The 16,505-nt window shown below is 61.7% G+C and carries 15 protein-coding genes and 4 pseudogenes; all 19 read left to right on the top strand.

The features are described from left to right. Positions 1-107 precede the first annotated feature (107 nt). The 19 genes and pseudogenes from fabF (at position 108) to ACQY4M_RS08585 (ending at position 16,504) form a co-directional block, all read left to right on the top strand. Positions 108-1,370 (top strand): beta-ketoacyl-ACP synthase II, encoded by a 1,263-nt coding sequence (fabF, locus tag ACQY4M_RS08675; protein WP_428543206.1) that lies wholly within the window; start codon positions 108-110, stop codon positions 1,368-1,370. After that, a complete protein-coding gene (gene mltG, locus ACQY4M_RS08670) occupies positions 1,370-2,524 on the top strand; it encodes an endolytic transglycosylase MltG (RefSeq protein ID WP_428543204.1) in 1,155 nt (384 codons plus the stop codon). Before fabF ends, mltG begins: the two co-directional genes overlap by 1 nt. 275 nt (positions 2,525-2,799) lie before the next feature. Further along, on the top strand, positions 2,800-3,150 hold the full coding sequence (locus ACQY4M_RS08665) for a hypothetical protein (protein WP_428543202.1): 351 nt from the start codon (positions 2,800-2,802) through the stop codon (positions 3,148-3,150). After that, complete coding sequence (locus tag ACQY4M_RS08660) at positions 3,065-4,279, top strand: DNA-packaging protein (RefSeq protein ID WP_428543200.1); 1,215 nt, start codon at positions 3,065-3,067, stop codon at positions 4,277-4,279. Before ACQY4M_RS08665 ends, ACQY4M_RS08660 begins: the two co-directional genes overlap by 86 nt. 124 nt (positions 4,280-4,403) lie before the next feature. Then, on the top strand, positions 4,404-5,576 hold the full coding sequence (locus tag ACQY4M_RS08655) for a phage portal protein (RefSeq protein ID WP_428543198.1): 1,173 nt from the start codon (positions 4,404-4,406) through the stop codon (positions 5,574-5,576). After that, a complete protein-coding gene (locus ACQY4M_RS08650; RefSeq protein WP_428543196.1) occupies positions 5,573-5,821 on the top strand; it encodes a GTA head formation protein, RCAP_rcc01685 family in 249 nt (82 codons plus the stop codon). The genes ACQY4M_RS08655 and ACQY4M_RS08650 overlap by 4 nt, the downstream gene beginning before the upstream one ends. Positions 5,822-5,840: 19 nt before the next feature. Beyond that, a complete protein-coding gene (locus ACQY4M_RS08645; protein WP_428544461.1) occupies positions 5,841-6,395 on the top strand; it encodes an HK97 family phage prohead protease in 555 nt (184 codons plus the stop codon). Between the two features lie 38 nt (positions 6,396-6,433). Next, positions 6,434-7,637: pseudogene (locus ACQY4M_RS08640) on the top strand (phage major capsid protein). A gap of 163 nt (positions 7,638-7,800) precedes the next feature. Beyond that, positions 7,801-8,307, top strand: a pseudogene (locus tag ACQY4M_RS08635) (head-tail connector protein); the annotation flags it as partial. 36 nt (positions 8,308-8,343) lie between these two features. Next, a pseudogene (locus ACQY4M_RS08630) lies at positions 8,344-8,514 on the top strand (phage head completion protein); the annotation flags it as partial. Next, complete coding sequence (locus tag ACQY4M_RS08625; RefSeq protein ID WP_428543194.1) at positions 8,511-8,921, top strand: DUF3168 domain-containing protein; 411 nt, start codon at positions 8,511-8,513, stop codon at positions 8,919-8,921. The pseudogene ACQY4M_RS08630 and the gene ACQY4M_RS08625, both read left to right, overlap by 4 nt. 108 nt (positions 8,922-9,029) lie before the next feature. Further along, positions 9,030-9,446: a phage major tail protein, TP901-1 family gene (locus tag ACQY4M_RS08620; protein ID WP_428544458.1), complete on the top strand. Its 417-nt coding sequence runs from the start codon at positions 9,030-9,032 to the stop codon at positions 9,444-9,446. Then, a pseudogene (locus ACQY4M_RS08615) lies at positions 9,446-9,757 on the top strand (gene transfer agent family protein); the annotation flags it as partial. The gene ACQY4M_RS08620 and the pseudogene ACQY4M_RS08615, both read left to right, overlap by 1 nt. A 9-nt stretch (positions 9,758-9,766) precedes the next feature. Continuing rightward, positions 9,767-9,964 carry a rcc01693 family protein gene (locus ACQY4M_RS08610; RefSeq protein ID WP_428544455.1) on the top strand — a complete coding sequence of 66 codons (198 nt, stop codon included), beginning with the start codon at positions 9,767-9,769 and terminating at the stop codon, positions 9,962-9,964. Then, the gene (locus ACQY4M_RS08605) at positions 9,961-10,626 is read left to right on the top strand and encodes a phage tail tape measure protein (RefSeq protein WP_428543192.1); all 666 of its coding nucleotides are present in this window, start codon (positions 9,961-9,963) and stop codon (positions 10,624-10,626) included. Before ACQY4M_RS08610 ends, ACQY4M_RS08605 begins: the two co-directional genes overlap by 4 nt. Positions 10,627-10,636: 10 nt before the next feature. Next, positions 10,637-11,269 (top strand): phage distal tail protein, Rcc01695 family, encoded by a 633-nt coding sequence (locus tag ACQY4M_RS08600; RefSeq protein ID WP_428543190.1) that lies wholly within the window; start codon positions 10,637-10,639, stop codon positions 11,267-11,269. Continuing rightward, positions 11,269-12,156, top strand: a complete 888-nt coding sequence (locus ACQY4M_RS08595) for a DUF2163 domain-containing protein (RefSeq protein WP_428543188.1) — start codon at positions 11,269-11,271, stop codon at positions 12,154-12,156. Before ACQY4M_RS08600 ends, ACQY4M_RS08595 begins: the two co-directional genes overlap by 1 nt. Beyond that, positions 12,153-12,593 carry an NlpC/P60 family protein gene (locus ACQY4M_RS08590; RefSeq protein ID WP_428543186.1) on the top strand — a complete coding sequence of 147 codons (441 nt, stop codon included), beginning with the start codon at positions 12,153-12,155 and terminating at the stop codon, positions 12,591-12,593. Before ACQY4M_RS08595 ends, ACQY4M_RS08590 begins: the two co-directional genes overlap by 4 nt. Further along, positions 12,593-16,504, top strand: a complete 3,912-nt coding sequence (locus tag ACQY4M_RS08585) for a baseplate multidomain protein megatron (protein ID WP_428543184.1) — start codon at positions 12,593-12,595, stop codon at positions 16,502-16,504. The genes ACQY4M_RS08590 and ACQY4M_RS08585 overlap by 1 nt, the downstream gene beginning before the upstream one ends. Position 16,505 lies beyond the last annotated feature (1 nt).

The raw sequence follows: 16,505 nt of genomic DNA, 5'->3' as shown, positions 1-16,505 counted from the left end.
GAAAAATTTGGCGTAATGCCGCACATCGGTGCGGTTTGGCTTGCCGTATACGGGGCAGGCAAGGTAAACACCTTTGGAATAGGAACAAAAAATTCGAGGGGGCATAAATGCGTCGAGTCGTTGTTACAGGTCTGGGCATGGTGACACCGCTGGCTTGCGGGGTAGAAGAAACCTGGAAACGTCTGTTGGCCGGTGAGTCCGGTGCAGGCACGATCACGCGGTTTGATGCCAGCCATCTGCTGACCGATTATGCCTGTGAAATCCCTTTCGGGGATGGCACGGACGGCACGTTCAACCCCGATGACACGATGCCCGCCAAGGACCGGCGCAAGGTGGATGATTTCATCCTTTATGCCATGGCGGCGGCTGATCAGGCGGTGAAGGATGCGAACTGGACCCCCGAGGACGAGGAAAGCCGCCTGCGCACCGGCGTGATGATCGGCTCGGGCATTGGCGGTTTGCAGTCGATTGCCGAGACCTCGATTGTGTTGAAGGAACGCGGGCCACGCAGGGTTTCGCCGTTTTTCATCCCCGGCGCGCTGATCAATCTGGCCTCGGGCCAGGTTTCGATCCGCTACGGGTTCAAGGGGCCGAACCATGCGGTTGTGACGGCCTGTTCCACCGGTGCGCACGCGATTGGCGATGCGGCGCGGCTGATCATGCTGGACGATGCGGATGTGATGATTGCAGGCGGCACTGAAAGCCCGATCTGCGAGATCGGCATTGCCGGTTTCAATGCCTGCAAGGCACTGTCCACACGGCGGGGCAATGACCCCAAGGCCGCCAGCCGCCCCTATGACGAGGACCGCGACGGGTTTGTCATGGGCGAAGGTGCCGGTGTGGTTGTGCTGGAGGAATACGAGCACGCCAAGGCACGAGGCGCCAAGATTTACGCCGAGATTCTGGGATACGGGATGTCTGGCGATGCCTATCACATCACCGCGCCTGCCTCGGACGGGGACGGCGGTTACCGGGCGATGGCAGCGGCGCTGAAGCGGGCCGGTATGTCGCCCGAGGATATTGACTACATCAACGCGCATGGCACATCGACGATGGCCGACACGATCGAGCTGGCTGCGGTTGAACGTCTGATGGGTGATGCGGCAGCGGGGGCGACCATGTCGTCCACCAAATCAGCGATTGGCCATTTGCTGGGTGCGGCTGGCGCGGTCGAGGGGATATTCTGTATTCTGGCGCTACGGGACCAGATTGCGCCACCGACGCTGAATCTGGACAACCCGCCCGAGGGGGTAAAGCTGGATCTGGCGGCCAAGACGGCCGTCAAACGTGAAATCAACGTCGTGATGTCGAATTCATTCGGCTTTGGCGGCACCAACGCCAGTCTGGTTATGGGCAAGGTAACAGATTGATGTGGAAGCATATTACCTCGACTTTTCTGTCGCTGATGGTGGTTATTCTGGTGGTGGCCAGCGGGGTGATCCTGTTGGCGCAGAACCGGTATAAGGCACCGGGGCCACTGACGCAGGCAATGTGTTTGCGGGTGGAAAGCGGCACCAACATGCGCAAGGTCTCGGATGAGTTGGCCAAGCGCGGGGCGGTCAGCAGTGGCACATTGTTTCGCATGGGGGCGGATTATTCCGACAAGTCGCACAAGTTGAAGGCCGGCAGTTTTCTGGTGCCCGAAGGGGCCTCGATGGCCGATATTGTGGATATCGTGACCCGTGGTGGTGCCAGCACTTGTGGCACCGAGATTGTGTACCGGATCGGTGTGACCCGCACCCAGATCAAAGTGCGCGAGTTGGACCCAGCGACGAACAAGTATTTCGACAAAGTCGCCTTTGTCCCCGCTGATGAGGAAACACCAGCCGATTACACACAGGCCCGGGAGCAGGCGGATGCGCGCATTCGTATCGCGCTGGCCGAAGGGGTGACGACATGGCAGATTGTCGAGGCATTGAAGGCGGCGGATTTCCTTGATGGCAAGATCGCCGAGATGCCGCTCGAAGGGATGTTGGCCCCGGACAGTTACGAGGTAAGCGCTGGTGATACCCGCGTATCGGTGCTGGAACGGATGCAGACGGCACAACAGGCCATTCTGGACGAGGCCTGGGCCGGTCGGGATGATGATCTGCCGATCACGACCAAGGAAGAGGCACTGACGCTGGCGTCTCTGATCGAAAAGGAAACCGGCGTGGCCGAGGAGCGCCCGCAGGTGGCGAGCGTATTCGTCAACCGGCTGCGCAAGGGGATCAAGCTGCAAACGGACCCTGCGGTGATATACGGTATCACCAAGGGGCAGGGTGTTCTGGGCCGTGGTTTGCGTCAAAGCGAACTGCGCCGCAAGACACCCTATAATACCTATGTGATCGAGGGTTTGCCGCCGGGACCGATTGCCAACCCGGGACGCGCGGCGATCGAGGCGGCGGTGCATCCGGACGAAACCGATTACATCTTCTTTGTTGCGGATGGCACCGGTGGCCATGCCTTTGCCAAGACGCTGAAAGAGCATAACGAGAATGTGGCCCGTTGGCGCAAGATCGAAGCAGAGCGCGGAAATAACTAGGCGGGGCGGGCAATTTGCCCGCTCTCCATGCTTGGTAAAACCCCCTCTGGTCCCCCTGAAGGGGAGGCGATGGATGCGGGCTTGTCCCTTGATATTTAAAGGTTTTGTTAACCTGACCGTTCGGTGGTGGTAGCGATTTACCTTGACTTTGCGAACGCTCCAAAGTATACATTGTGGCAAGCTAGAAGAAGTGGGCAAGCAGTCGGGGAGTTAATCCTGCGGCTGCTTTTTCATTTCTCTTGTGCGGAGCGGCATGAGAGGCAGATTCAGACCACATGACAATGATTACACCCGTAGGGGGCAACGGTGAAGCCGAGGAAATCCTTTGCATCGCCGAGAAGCACCTTGGCCGGATGCTATACCGCGTCGAGGAATTGATTGCAGCGTTTGAAGCGGAAGAAACCACGCTTTCCAAAGAAGCGGTGGCGCGGATCCGCGAGTTGAGCAAGGCCGCACAGACGGCGTTTGATGAAAGGGCAAAAATTGAAAAGCTCCGAAAAAACACAGCCGGAATCGTGCATGACTATGCGCTCGACTTTGATGCGGCCCGACTTGAGATCGGGCGCAGAATTGCTCGCTTGCGCGACGCCACAGGAACAGACGGAATTTCTAGACAGCCTGAGTGAGGAGAGTTTGCTGGCGCTGCCTTATCTGTTCGAGTTCTGGGCGTTTGAACACCAGTTGCCGCCGGAAGGGGACTGGCGCACATGGGTGATTATGGGCGGGCGCGGGGCAGGGAAAACCCGCGCCGGTGCCGAATGGGTGCGCAGCATGGTCGAAGGGTCACGCCCGATGGATATGGGGCGGGCACGGCGGGTGGCGCAGGTGTTTTCGGCGCATGACCCCGAGAGTTTGCGCGGGCCGCAGTTTGATGCGGACTGGGTGGACGAGCTGGCCAAGTGGAAAAAGGCCGAGGAGGCGTGGGACATGCTGCAGTTCGGGTTGCGGCTGGGGGATTGTCCGCGCCAGTGTGTGACAACCACGCCCAAGAATGTGCCGGTGCTGAAGGCGATACTGGGAAATTCCACCACAGTGGTGACCCGCGCGCCGACCGAGGCGAACCGCGCCTATCTGGCAGCGTCGTTTCTGGAGGAGGTGCGGGCGCGTTATGCCGGCACGCGGCTGGGACGGCAGGAACTGGACGGGGTATTGCTGGAGGATGCGGAAGGGGCGTTGTGGACCTCCGCGATGCTGGAGGATCTGCGGCTGGAGGAGGCCGGAGAACTGGACCGGATCGTGGTGGCTGTGGACCCGCCGGTGACGGGGCACAAGGGATCGGATGAATGCGGCATCGTGGTTGTCGGGGCGAATTGTCAGGGCAATCCGGCGGATTGGCGGGCGGTGGTGTTGAAGGATGCAACCGTGTCCGCCGCCACGCCTGCGGCCTGGGCGCGGGTGGCGATTGCGATGGTCGAGGAATACGGCGCGGACCGGCTGGTGGCCGAGGTCAATCAGGGCGGGGATATGGTGGAAAGCGTGATCCGGCAGATTGATCCGCTGGTGCCTTACCGGTCGGTGCGGGCCGCCAAAGGCAAGATCGCGCGGGCCGAGCCTGTGGCTGCGTTATATGAACAGGGCCGCGTGCGGCATCTGCGCGGGCTTGGCGGGCTGGAGGACCAGATGTGTCGCATGACCACGCGCGGCTATGAGGGCAAGGGCAGTCCGGATCGGGTGGATGCGCTGGTCTGGGCCTTGCACGAGTTGATGATCGAACCGGCTGCGAAATGGCGGCGGCCAAGGGTTCGCGGATTGTAGTTTCTTTTTCGCATAAATATCCGCGCCGTAGGCAAGAAGTTTTATGCCTCCGGCGGGGATATTTTCACGAAAAAGAAGCAGGAACAAACAAGAGAAACTGGCGAAGAGACGAGGAGCTTCTTCTATGGCGTTTAATTTCTTTCGACGGGGTGCGCAGGTGCCCGAGCAGAAGGTCTCGGCCACGGGGCCGGTGATTGCCTACCACGGGGCCGGACGGGTGGCGTGGTCTCCGCGTGATGTGGGGTCGCTGACGCGGACCGGTTTTTTGGGGAATCCGGTCGGGTTTCGCTGTGTGAAACTGGTGGCTGAAGCGGCGGCGGCACTGCCGTTGGTGTTGCAGGACCGCGAGCGGCGTTACGAGGCGCATCCGTTGCTGTCATTGATCCGGCATCCGAATGGGGCGCAGGGGCGGGCGGAGCTGTTCGAGGCGCTGTATGGGCAATTGCTACTGACCGGCAATGGCTATCTTGAGGCGGTGCCGGACGAGGCGGGCGCGCCGGTGGAGCTGCATGTGCTGCGCAGCGACCGGATGAGCGTGGTGCCCGGTTCCGATGGCTGGCCCGTGGCCTATGAATATGCGGTGGGCGGGCGCAAGCACCGGTTTGACATGACCTGCGAGGTGCAGCCGATCTGCCATATCCGCACCTTTTCGCCGCAGGATGACCATTACGGGTTTTCACCGATGCAGGCGGCGGCCAGTGCGGTGGATGTGCATAATGCGGCGTCGCGCTGGAGCAAGGGATTGCTGGACAATGCCGCGCGGCCATCCGGGGCGATTGTCTATCGCGGGTCGGACGGGCAAGCGAGCCTGACGGCGGACCAGTATGACCGTTTGGTGGATGAAATGGCCAGCCAGCATCAAGGCGCCGCGAATGCGGGGCGCCCGATGTTGCTGGAGGGCGGATTGGACTGGAAACCTATGGGGTTTTCACCGTCCGACATGGAGTTCCAGAAAACCAAGGAAGCGGCGGCGCGGGAGATTGCCATTGCCTTTGGTGTGCCGCCGATGTTGCTGGGGATCCCCGGGGATGCGGCCTATGCCAATTATCAGGAGGCCAACCGCGCGTTTTATCGGTTGACGGTGTTGCCGCTGGCGACCCGTGTGGCGGCTTCTGTATCCGAATGGCTGACGCGGTTCAGTGGCGAGGATGTGGAACTGCGGCCCGATCTGGATCAGGTGCCGGCGTTGTCGGTTGAACGGGATAACCAGTGGCGGCGGGTGAGCGGGGCCGCCTTCCTGACGGATGCCGAGAAGCGCAGCCTGTTGGGGTTGACAAAACTGGCGGAGGATGAATGAACGAGGAAAGAGCGCAGGCCGGTGGATCGCGGTTTTTGTATGACAGTTTCGATGCCGCCACTGCGCGGATTGAGGCCAATGAGCGGGTCAGCAAGTTGCAGTTTGAAGCGCTTGCGGATCGGCTGGTGCGGATCGAGGCGATGATCGAGCGGCTGGAGCGGCGGCTGTGGCTGGCGGTTTACGGCGTGGTTGGCGTGGTGCTGGCGCAGGGAATTGTTACGCTGCTGGATGTGGCGCCCAAGTAAGGAAAACAACATGACATCAATGGATTACGAGGCCGAGTTAGAGCGCAAGTTCTGCCGGATGGAAAGCGGCGTGAGTGTTACGGATGGCACCTGTATCGAAGGCTATGCCAGCTATTTCGGTAAATGCGATCAGGGTGGCGATGTGGTCGAGGCTGGCGCCTATGCCGCGTCTTTGGCCAATCTGGCCAGCAAGGGGCGCAGGGTCAAGATGCTGTGGCAGCATGATCCGACCCAGCCGATTGGCATTTGGGACGAGGTGCGCGAGGATGGCAAGGGGCTGTATGTCAAGGGCCGTCTGCTGCTGGACGTGGCCAAGGGGCGCGAGGCGGCGGCACTGATCGAGGCGGGCGCGATTGACGGTCTGTCGATCGGATACCGCACCAAAAAGGCACATAAGAATGGCAAGGGCCAGCGGCTCTTGGCTGAACTGGAATTGTGGGAGGTGTCACTGGTGACGTTCCCCATGCTTCCGGAAGCGCGAGTGGGGGCGAAGGGCGACAGCCCGGAGACCGAAATTCTGCGTGATCTGGCAGGGGTCATCAATGACGCCCGCCACATGCTGGCCCGCGACTGAGCCAGCGATCTAACCTCAACTTTTCACAGGAAAACAAAATGAGCAAAACCGACCGCAAGGCTCGGGACGTTGGTGTTGTGCCAACGGACCTGTCTCCGGCTGCCGAGGTGAAGACCGCGATGGCCGGTTTCGTAAATGATCTGAATGACTTTCAGGACAAACTTAATTCCAAACTGCAACAACAAGAAGAGCGACTGACCATGCTGGACCGCAAGACAACAACTTATCAACGCCCCGCCCTTTCCGTGGCGGCCCAAACCGATGCCCCGCACCAAAAGGCGTTCAATGCTTACCTACGTTCAGGCGATGATGACGCGCTGCGCGGCATTGTTCTGGAAGGCAAGGCCATGTCCACGGCTGTGTCAGCCGATGGCGGCTATCTGGTGGACCCGCAAACCGCGGAAACCATCAAGAGCGTGCTGAATTCCACCGCATCGCTGCGTTCTATCGCGTCCGTGGTGAATAGTCGAGGCGACATCGTTCGATGTGCTGATTGACCATACCGATGTGGGCGCTGGCTGGGCGACCGAAGCCGGTCCGGCGGCGGAAACAGGCACGCCTTCGATTGATCGCATCACCATTCCGCTGCATGAATTGTCGGCCCTGCCCAAGGCAAGCCAGCGTCTGCTGGATGACAGCGCGTTCGACATCGAAGGCTGGCTGGCCGGTCGTATTGCCGACAAGTTTTCCCGCGCCGAGGCCGCTGCTTTTGTCAGCGGTGACGGGGTGGACAAGCCCACGGGTTTCCTGACCCATACGGCTGTGGATGATGCGACATGGACCTGGGGCAATCTGGGGTATATCGCCACCGGTGTTGACGGTGATTTCAGCAGCACCAATCCGGTCGATGCGATCATTGATCTGGTTTATGCGCTGGGGGCAGAATACCGCGCCGGTGCGACATTCGTGATGAATTCGAAAACTGCCGGTGCCGTGCGCAAGATGAAGGATGCCGATGGCCGCTTTATGTGGTCCGATGGTCTGGCGGCGGGTGAACCTGCGCGCCTGATGGGTTATCCGGTGCTGATTGCCGAGGATATGCCGGACATCGGATCGGATGCCACCGCGATTGCCTTTGGCGATTTTGGCGCCGGTTATACTGTGGCCGAACGCCCCGATCTGCGCGTGCTGCGTGATCCGTTCAGCGCCAAGCCGCATGTTCTGTTCTATGCCACAAAACGTGTGGGCGGGGACGTGAGCGACTTTGCCGCGATCAAGCTGCTGAAATTCTCGGTCGCGTAAAGCGGATCGGGATTGGTCCCTCTGCCGCAGCATTGGCAGGGGGGCTGAAATGGGCGTGCGTCCGGGGTTTCGTGTTGTCTAGCTGCTCCCCTCCGTCCAAGCAATACGATGGGCGCGCGCCCGCCTTTATGGCGGAGGAATTCAGATTTTTCGGAGATTTTCCATGATGTTAGTCGAGCAAACCACAGTGCCGGCAGCGGCGCTGCCGATTGCACAATTCAAGGACCACTTGCGGATGGGCACGGGGTTTGCCGATGACGCGGTGCAGGATGCGGTGCTGGAAAGCTATCTGCGCAGCGCGGTTGCGGCGATCGAGGCGCGCACGGGCAAGATATTGATCGCGCGAAGTTTCATGTGGTCGTTGACCGCGTGGCGGGCGCTGGGGGAGCAGGCGTTTCCGGTGGCCCCTGTCAGCGCGATCACCGAATTGCGCCTGCTGGACCGTCTGGGGGCGGTGACTGTGATTGATGCGGGCCGGTATTCGCTACAAAAGGATGACCACCGGCCAAAGCTGCTGGCGGCGGGGGGCTGTTTGCCCACCATTCCGATTGGCGGCAGTGCCGAGGTGATCTTTGACGCCGGTTTCGGTGCGGCCTGGGGTGACCTGCCGGCGGATGTGAACCATGCGGTGATGCTGCTGGCGGCGCATTATTATGAACATCGCAATCTGGGCGGGGCTGCGGGCGAGTTTATCACCGTTTCCAAGGTGCCTTACCGCATCACGGTGCGGGCGGCCCCTTACGGCGCACCGTCGCGACCCAAGCCGGAACAGCGGTTTCGCGAAGGCACGCGGCTGTTTCGCATCAAGGCGGTGACCGAGCGTGATCCGCAGGCGCATTTCCTGACCTGTTTTGCCTATGAGGAGGTATCGTCATGAGTTACGGCGTTTCGGCTGCGCTTCAGGCGGCGATTTACCAGCAACTGGTTTCAGACCCCGTGTTGATGGGGCTGGTGGGCAGTGCAATTTACGACAACGCACCGGCGGGGCCGATCACCGGCACCTATGTCAGTCTGGGGCCGGAAGACGTGCGCGACCGGTCGGACAAGACCGGCTATGGCGCGCTGCATATGGTGACGATCAGCGTGATTTCGGATGCCGCCGGTTTCCAGACGGCCAAGGAAGTGGGCGCGGCGGTGAGTGATGCGTTGCAGGGGGCCACGCTGACACTGAGCCGCGGGGCGTTGTGTTACATCAACTTTGATCGTGCCACGGCGCGGCGGGTTGGCACGGGGGAAACCCGGCGGATTGATCTGCGGTTTCATGCGCGGGTCGAGGACAATTAAGGCAGGCGGCTGCTCATCAAGCCTTGCGGCTTTCTTCGCGAGGAGGTCCGTCAGGGCCGAGGAGCGGCTGGTACAAATGACAATTCAACAATCATTGGAGTGACAGCTATGGGTGCCCAGAACGGCAAGGACCTTTTGATCAAGATGGACATGACCGGCGGCGGTCTGTTCGAAACCGTTGTCGGCCTGCGGGCGACGCGGATCAGTTTCAACGCGGAAGCGGTGGATGTGACCAGTCTGGAAAGTGCAGGCGGCTGGCGTGAATTGCTGGGCGGGGCCGGAGTGAAATCGGCAACGATTTCGGGGTCCGGTGTGTTCAAGGATGCCACCACGGACGAACGTGCGCGGCAGATTTTCTTTGACGGGGAAACGCCGGATTTTCAGGTGATCATTCCCGATTTTGGCATCATCGAGGGGGCTTTCCAGATCACCTCGGTTGAATATGCGGGCAGCTATAATGGCGAGGCGACCTATGAGCTGAGCATGGCCTCGGCCGGGGCGCTGACATTCACGGCGGCACCGTAATGGCGAACCCCTGGGCTGGTGAAGTGGCGTTGGTGCTGGATGGTGTGGAACACGCCTGCAAGCTGACGTTGGGCGCTTTGGCGGAACTGGAGGCGTCCCTAGAAACGGGGACGCTGGTATCGCTGGTCGAACGGTTTGAAAGCGGGCAGTTCAGCACGCGCGATGTGCTGGCGCTGATCGTGGCGGGCCTGCGCGGCGGGGGCTGGAAGGGCAGCGCGGCGGATCTGATGGCGGTCGAGGTCGGCGGCGGGCCGGTTGAAGCGGCGCGGGTGGCGGCAGAACTGCTGGCGCGAGCCTTTGCGGTGCCGGACGCGCGCGGGATGAGCGGGTTTGACTGGCCCGGTCTGATGCGGGTCGCGCTGCGCGGCCTGCGGTTGCATCCGCGCGATTTCTGGCAGCTGACGCCGGCGGAACTGTTGATGATGCTGGGCGAGGGGGCGGCAGATGCCCCGATGGGGCGGGCGCGGCTGGAGGAGTTGGCGCAGGCCTATCCTGACAATTTGGAGAGAAAAGCATGACACAACAAGTGGATGGGCTGAGCGCGTTTGACGATCAGGTGGCAGCCCTTGAGGCAACGATGGGTGGGGCAACGGCGATGACGGCGGCCTTTGATGGCGAGCTGTCAAAGATGCGCGACAGCCTGACCACCACGAACCGCGAGGTCGAGGTGTTGTCAAAGGGGATCAGTCGCGGGTTGAAGTCGGCCTTTGACGGGTTGGTGTTTGACGGGATGAAGCTGTCGGATGCGTTGGGCAAACTGGCGGAATCGATGATCAACGCCACCTATAACGCGGCAATTGCGCCGGTCACCAAGCATTTCGGCGGGTTGATTGCCAATGGTATCAGCAATTTTTTCGGCGCGGGGAATCTGTTTGCCGACGGGGCAGGGTTTAGTCAGGGCCGCGTGATGCCATTTGCCAATGGCGGCATTGTCAGCGGATCGACAACATTTCCGATGCGGGGCGGCACCGGATTGATGGGCGAGGCGGGCACCGAGGCGATCATGCCGCTGACACGCGGGGCCAACGGACGGTTGGGGGTCGAGGCCAGCGGTGGTGGGCGGCCTGTGAATATCACCATGAACATCAGCACGCCGGATGTCGAAGGGTTCAACCGTTCACAATGGCAGATCGCGGCACAGCTGAGCCGTGCTTTGGGGCGCGGGCAGCGTAATTTCTAGGAGGGGAACGATGGGTTTTCACGAGGTAAGATTTCCGGCCAGTCTGAGTTTTGGCGCGGTGGGTGGCCCCGAACGGCGCACCGAGGTTGTGACGCTGGCCAACGGGTTCGAGGAGCGCAACACGCCCTGGGCCCATTCAAAGCGGCGCTATGATGCCGGTTTGGGGATGCGGTCGCTGGATGATGTGGAGCTGCTGATTGCATTCTACGAGGCGCGGCAGGGGCAGCTATACGGGTTTCGCTGGAAAGACTGGGCCGATTACAAATCCGGCGTCGCTTCGGCCGCGCCGTATTTCGAGGATCAGGTGATCGCGATTGGCGACGGGGTGACGGCAATGTTCCCGCTGACCAAGACCTATGCGTCCGGCGAGGCAAAATATGTACGCCCGATCACCAAGCCGGTGGCGGGCACTGTGGTTGTCGGTATTCAGGGGGATCAGCAGCAGGAAGCGATCCATTTCGATGTGGATACCGCAACCGGTGTGATCACGTTTAACCATCCGCCTGACATCGGGGTCGAGGTGACAGCGGGGTTTGAATTTGATGTGCCGGTGCGGTTTGACACGGACCGGATCCAGACTTCGGTGGCCAGCTTTCAAGCCGGTGAAGTGCCGAATGTGCCGGTGGTGGAGGTGCGTATCTGATGGGCCTTTCAACAGAATTTGAAGCACATCTGCGCGGTGGTCTGACCACGGTGTGCCGCTGCTGGGCAGTGGTGCGTCGGGACGGGCGGGTGTTCGGCTTTACCGACCATGACCGCGAGTTGGAGTTCGAGGGCATTGTGTTCAAGGCCGATACCGGCCTGACGGCCAAAGCTTTGCAACAGACCTCGGGCCTGTCGGTGGACAATACCGAGGCCTTGGGTGCGCTGTCGGATGCGGCGATCACCGAGGCTGATATAACCGCGGGCCGGTTTGACGGGGCCGAGGTGCGGGCGTGGTTGGTAAACTGGGCCGATCCGGACCAGCGCTTGTTGCAGTTTCGCGGCACGATTGGCGAGATGCAGCGCAGTGGCGGGGCGTTTCAAGCGGAATTGCGCGGTCTGACCGAAGCGCTGAACCAACCACAAGGGCGGGTGTATCAAAAGGCTTGCACGGCGGTTCTGGGCGACAAGGACTGCCGGTTCGGGTTTGATCTGCCCGGGTATGTGGCGGAACTGGCGGTCGAGGTTGTCGAGGAGGCGCGGATTTTCCGGTTTGTCGATCTGGCCGGTTTTGATGTGCGCTGGTTTGAATATGGGCGCTTTACGGTGATGACTGGCGAGGCGCAGGGGCTGGTCGGGCTGGTCAAGAACGACCGGATCACTGAAGCGGGCCGCGAGATTGAACTGTGGGAGAGCATTCGCGCGCCGATTGTTACGGGCGATCTGGTGAAGATCGAGGCGGGCTGTGACAAGCGCCCTGAAACCTGCCGTCTGAAGTTTGATAATTTCCTGAATTTTCGCGGCTTCCCTGACATCCCCGGCGAGGACTGGTTGATGAGATATCCGACACGCGGTGGTGTCAATGATGGCGGGAGTCTGGGGGGATGACCGTGATTGGCGAACAGGTGGTTCAGGCCGCGCGCGGCTGGATCGGCACGCCTTACCGGCATCAGGCCTCCACCAAGGGGGCGGGCACCGATTGTCTGGGCCTGCTGCGCGGTGTGTGGCGCGAGCTGTATGGTGCGGAGCCAGAGGATGTGCCCGCCTATACGCCGGACTGGTCCGAGCCACAGGGAGAGGAACGGCTGTGGCGTGCCGCCTTGCGGCACTTGCAGGGGCAAAAGGGGCGGGCCGTAGGCGATCTGCTGTTGTTTAGGATGCGGGCGGGTGGTGTGGCCAAGCATCTGGGGATTGCGGGGCGCATTGGCCCTGAACCGACTTTTATTCATGCCTATACGGGCCACGGGGTGGTTGAGAGTCCCCTTAGCCGCCCGTGGCAGCGCCGCATTGTGGCGCGATTTGCGTTTCCCGAGGAGGGGTCCTGATGGCGACTATAGTTTTATCTTCGATCGGCTTTGCCGCCGGTGCTTCCGTAGGCGGGGCGGTTTTTGGCCTGTCCAGTGCGGTGATCGGGCGGGCAATCGGGGCCACGCTGGGGCGGGTGATCGACCAGCGGATTATGGGGGCTGGCTCGCAGGTGGTGGAAACCGGCAAGGTTGACCGGTTCCGCCTGACGGGGGCGTCCGAGGGTGCGCCGGTGGGGCAGGTATATGGGGCTATGCGGATCGGGGGTCAGGTGATCTGGGCTTCGCGCTTTCAAGAGGCCAGCACGACAAGTGGCGGCGGCAAGGGCGCGCCGAGTGGCCCCAAGACCACCAGTTATAGCTACACCGCCAATCTGGCGATTGCCCTTTGTGAAGGGGTGATCACGCGGGTGGGGCGTGTCTGGGCCGACGGGATCGAGATTGCGCGTGATGATCTGAACCTGCGGGTTTACACGGGGTCCGAGGACCAGATGCCGGACCCCAAGATCGAGGCGGTCGAGGGGGCGGGCAATGCACCGGCCTATCGCGGCATTGCTTATGTGGTGCTGGAAGACCTGCCGCTGGGGCAGTTCGGCAACCGGATCCCGCAGTTTACATTCGAGGTGCTGCGCCCGGCGCAGGACGTGGTCGAGGTAGATATTGCGCAGGCTGTGCAAGCGGTGGCTTTGATCCCCGGCACGGGGGAATACGGGCTGGCGACGACTCCGGTGCATTACAGTGCCGGTTTCGGGGTGAACCGCACGGCGAATATGAACACGCCTTCGGGCAAGACGGATTTTGTGACCTCGGTCGAGGCGCTGGGCGAAGAGATGCCCAATGTCGGCTCGGTTTCGCTGGTGGTGTCGTGGTTCGGCAATGATCTACGCTGTGGCAGTTGTGATGTGCAGCCCAAGGTCGAGCAGGCGGGCGATGATGGCACGGGGATGCCCTGGTCGGTGTCCGGCGTGTCGCGCGGGGCGGCGGCTATGGTGCCGGAACTGGACGGGCGTTCGGTTTATGGGGGCACGCCGACGGACCAGTCGGTGAAAGAGGCGATCCAGCATCTGTCGGCGCAGGGCAAGGGAGTGGTGTTTTACCCCTTTGTGCTGATGGATCAACTGGCGGGCAACGGGTTGACCGACCCCTACACGGGTGCGGCGGATCAACCGGCCCTGCCATGGCGCGGTCGTATTACGTTGTCGGTTGCGTCGGGGCAGGCGGGATCGCCGGATGGCACGGCGGCGGTGGATGCCGAGGTGGCGGCGTTTTTCGGTGCGGCAGCGGCTTCGGATTTCACCGCGACCGCAGGCGGGGTGTCCTATAGCGGCCCTGCGGAATGGTCCTATCGCCGGTTTGTGCTGCATTACGCGCACCTGTGCGCAGCGGCGGGGGGGGTTGAGGCCTTCCTGATTGGATCGGAACTGCGCGGGTTGACGCAGATCAGGGGGGTGGGCGGAAGTTTCCCCGTGGTGCAGGCGCTGCGTGATCTGGCAGCGGATGTGCGCGCCGTTCTGGGAACGGGCACCAAGATATCCTATGCAGCGGACTGGTCTGAATATTTCGGTTATCAGCCGCAGGATGGCAGCGGGGACCGTCTGTTCCATCTGGATGCGCTGTGGGCGGATGCGAATATAGATTTCGTCGGCATCGACAACTATATGCCGCTGTCGGACTGGCGCGATGGGTATGATCATCTGGATGCGGGCGCGGGGTCGATATACAACCTCGATTATCTGAAATCCAATATCATGGGCGGCGAGGGTTATGACTGGTATTACCATTCACCGGAATCCCGTGAAGCACAGATCAGGACTCCAATCACGGATGCGGAACATGGCGAGCCGTGGATATACCGTTTCAAGGATATCAAAAGCTGGTGGTTAAGCACCCATCACGAGCGCATCGGGGGGGTGCGGCAGAGCACACCGACGGCCTGGGAGGCGGGCAGCAAGCCGGTGTGGTTTACCGAACTGGGCTGTGCGGCGGTGGACAAGGCAACGAACGAGCCGAACAAGTTTGTTGATCCCAAATCATCTGAATCCAGCCTGCCGCGCTATTCCGATGGCACGCGGGATGAATTGATCCAGATGCAGTATCTGCGGGCGATGCACCAGTTCTGGAACGATCCGGTAAACAACCCCGTGCATGATGAAACCGGCGTGCAGATGGTTGATATGGGCCATGCGCATGTCTGGGCCTGGGATGCGCGCCCCTTTCCCTATTTCCCGAACCATCGGGATTTGTGGGCCGACGGGGAGAACTATGCGCGCGGGCATTGGCTGAACGGGCGCACGGCGGCGCGCTCGCTTGCTTCGGTTGTGGCGGAAATCTGCGAACGTTCCGGTGTGACGCAATATGATGTCAGCCGGTTGTTCGGCTATGTGCGGGGCTATTCCGTGCCCGCGATTGACGGGGCGCGGGCGGCGTTGCAGCCCCTGATGCTGGCTTACGGGTTTAATGCGGTCGAACGGGACGGGGTGCTGGTTTTTCGCAACCGCGACGGGCGGGAAACCGGTGTTGTGCCGGCCGAGAAACTGGCCGTGGCGGCCGAGGCGGACGGGCTGATTGAAACCACGCGCGCACCGGTGGCCGAGGTGGCGGGGCGCATCCGGCTGAATTTCGTCGAAGCCACTGGCGATTACGAGGTGCGGGCGGTCGAGGCGGTGTTCCCGGACGAAGCCACCTTCAGTGTGTCGCAGTCCGAATTGCCGCTGGCGCTGACAGGCGCGGAGGGGCGCGCCGTGGTGGAACGCTGGCTGGCGGAATCGCGGGTGGCGCGGGATGGCGCGCGCTTTGCCTTGCCGATGAGCGAACTGGCGCTGGGCGCGGGCGATGTAGTGCGCCTGCCCGATGGGGATGGCGAGGCGCTCTACCGGCTGGACAATGTGGAACAGGCCGGGGCGCAGATGATCGAGGCGGTGCGGGTGGAAGGGGGCGTTTACCAGCCTTCGGAAGCGACCGACGAGGTGCCGAACCTGCGCCCCTTCACCCCTGCGGTGCCGGTCTATCCGCTGTTTCTGGACCTGCCGTTGCTGCGTGGTGACGAGGTGGCACATGCGCCGCATGTGGCGGTGACGGCCACGCCTTGGCCCGGATCGGTGGCGGTATACAGTTCATCTACGGATGCGGGCTATGGGCTGAACAAGCTGATCGAGGGGTCAAGTGTGATCGGGGTAACGGAAACGGCATTGCCGGCAGCGCGTAGCGGGTTGAAAGACCATGGTGCGCCTTTGCGGGTGAAGGTATACGGTGGCGATCTGGCCTCGGCCCCCTGGGGGGATGTGCTGAACGGGGGCAATCTGGCGGCGATCGGGGATGGTTCGGGCGATAACTGGGAGGTGTTACAGTTCGCCGAGGCCGTGCTGGTGGCCGAGGATACCTATGATCTGTCGCTGCGGCTGCGGGGGCAGGCGGGATCGGACGGGATCATGCCGGCGGAATGGCCCGTGGGCAGCCAGTTCGTGTTGCTGAACGGGATGCCGGAGCAGATCGACCTGGCCTTAAGCGAACGGGGATTGTCGCGCCATTACCGGATCGGTCCGGCGGCGCGCAATTACGATGATCCGTCCTATCTGCATATGCAGGCGGCATTTCAGGGCGTCGGGTTGCGTCCTTATGCGCCCTGCCATTTGCGCAGCAGAGGGGCGGCGGGCAGCGATATCGCTGTCCGCTGGATCCGGCGCACGCGGGTGGATGGCGACAGTTGGGAAGGGGTCGAGGTGCCTTTGGGCGAAACAGTCGAGCGGTATTTGCTGCGGGTCAAAACCGGCAGCACGATCCTGCGCGAGGTTTTCCGCAGCGTGCCGGACTGGACCTATTTTGCAGCGGATCAGGCGGCAGACGGGGTAAGTTTGCCCTTTACCATCGAGGTGGCGCAGATTTCCGACAGTTTCGGCCCCGGGCCGTTTGAATCTGTCGAGATCACGGCCTAGG

It is taken from the genome of Profundibacter sp. (assembly GCF_965277155.1).
Lineage (GTDB): Bacteria > Pseudomonadota > Alphaproteobacteria > Rhodobacterales > Rhodobacteraceae > Profundibacter.
The sequence above is the reverse complement of the archived record's forward strand: the minus strand, read 5'-3'. Positions and strand labels throughout refer to the sequence as shown.

What these genes read in the sequence shown, in the direction of transcription:
- ACQY4M_RS08620 (WP_428544458.1), top strand. Translation starts at nt 9,030, where the DNA reads ATGGGTGCCCAGAACGGCAAGGACCTTTTGATCAAGATGGACATGACC.
- ACQY4M_RS08600 (WP_428543190.1), top strand. Translation starts at nt 10,637, where the DNA reads ATGGGTTTTCACGAGGTAAGATTTCCGGCCAGTCTGAGTTTTGGCGCG.
- ACQY4M_RS08655 (WP_428543198.1), top strand. Translation starts at nt 4,404, where the DNA reads ATGGCGTTTAATTTCTTTCGACGGGGTGCGCAGGTGCCCGAGCAGAAG.
- fabF (WP_428543206.1), top strand. Translation starts at nt 108, where the DNA reads ATGCGTCGAGTCGTTGTTACAGGTCTGGGCATGGTGACACCGCTGGCT.
- ACQY4M_RS08590 (WP_428543186.1), top strand. Translation starts at nt 12,153, where the DNA reads ATGACCGTGATTGGCGAACAGGTGGTTCAGGCCGCGCGCGGCTGGATC.
- ACQY4M_RS08595 (WP_428543188.1), top strand. Translation starts at nt 11,269, where the DNA reads ATGGGCCTTTCAACAGAATTTGAAGCACATCTGCGCGGTGGTCTGACC.
- mltG (WP_428543204.1), top strand. Translation starts at nt 1,370, where the DNA reads ATGTGGAAGCATATTACCTCGACTTTTCTGTCGCTGATGGTGGTTATT.
- ACQY4M_RS08645 (WP_428544461.1), top strand. Translation starts at nt 5,841, where the DNA reads ATGGATTACGAGGCCGAGTTAGAGCGCAAGTTCTGCCGGATGGAAAGC.
- ACQY4M_RS08605 (WP_428543192.1), top strand. Translation starts at nt 9,961, where the DNA reads ATGACACAACAAGTGGATGGGCTGAGCGCGTTTGACGATCAGGTGGCA.
- ACQY4M_RS08625 (WP_428543194.1), top strand. Translation starts at nt 8,511, where the DNA reads ATGAGTTACGGCGTTTCGGCTGCGCTTCAGGCGGCGATTTACCAGCAA.
- ACQY4M_RS08650 (WP_428543196.1), top strand. Translation starts at nt 5,573, where the DNA reads ATGAACGAGGAAAGAGCGCAGGCCGGTGGATCGCGGTTTTTGTATGAC.
- ACQY4M_RS08665 (WP_428543202.1), top strand. Translation starts at nt 2,800, where the DNA reads ATGACAATGATTACACCCGTAGGGGGCAACGGTGAAGCCGAGGAAATC.
- ACQY4M_RS08585 (WP_428543184.1), top strand. Translation starts at nt 12,593, where the DNA reads ATGGCGACTATAGTTTTATCTTCGATCGGCTTTGCCGCCGGTGCTTCC.
- ACQY4M_RS08660 (WP_428543200.1), top strand. Translation starts at nt 3,065, where the DNA reads ATGCGGCCCGACTTGAGATCGGGCGCAGAATTGCTCGCTTGCGCGACG.
- ACQY4M_RS08610 (WP_428544455.1), top strand. Translation starts at nt 9,767, where the DNA reads ATGAGCGGGTTTGACTGGCCCGGTCTGATGCGGGTCGCGCTGCGCGGC.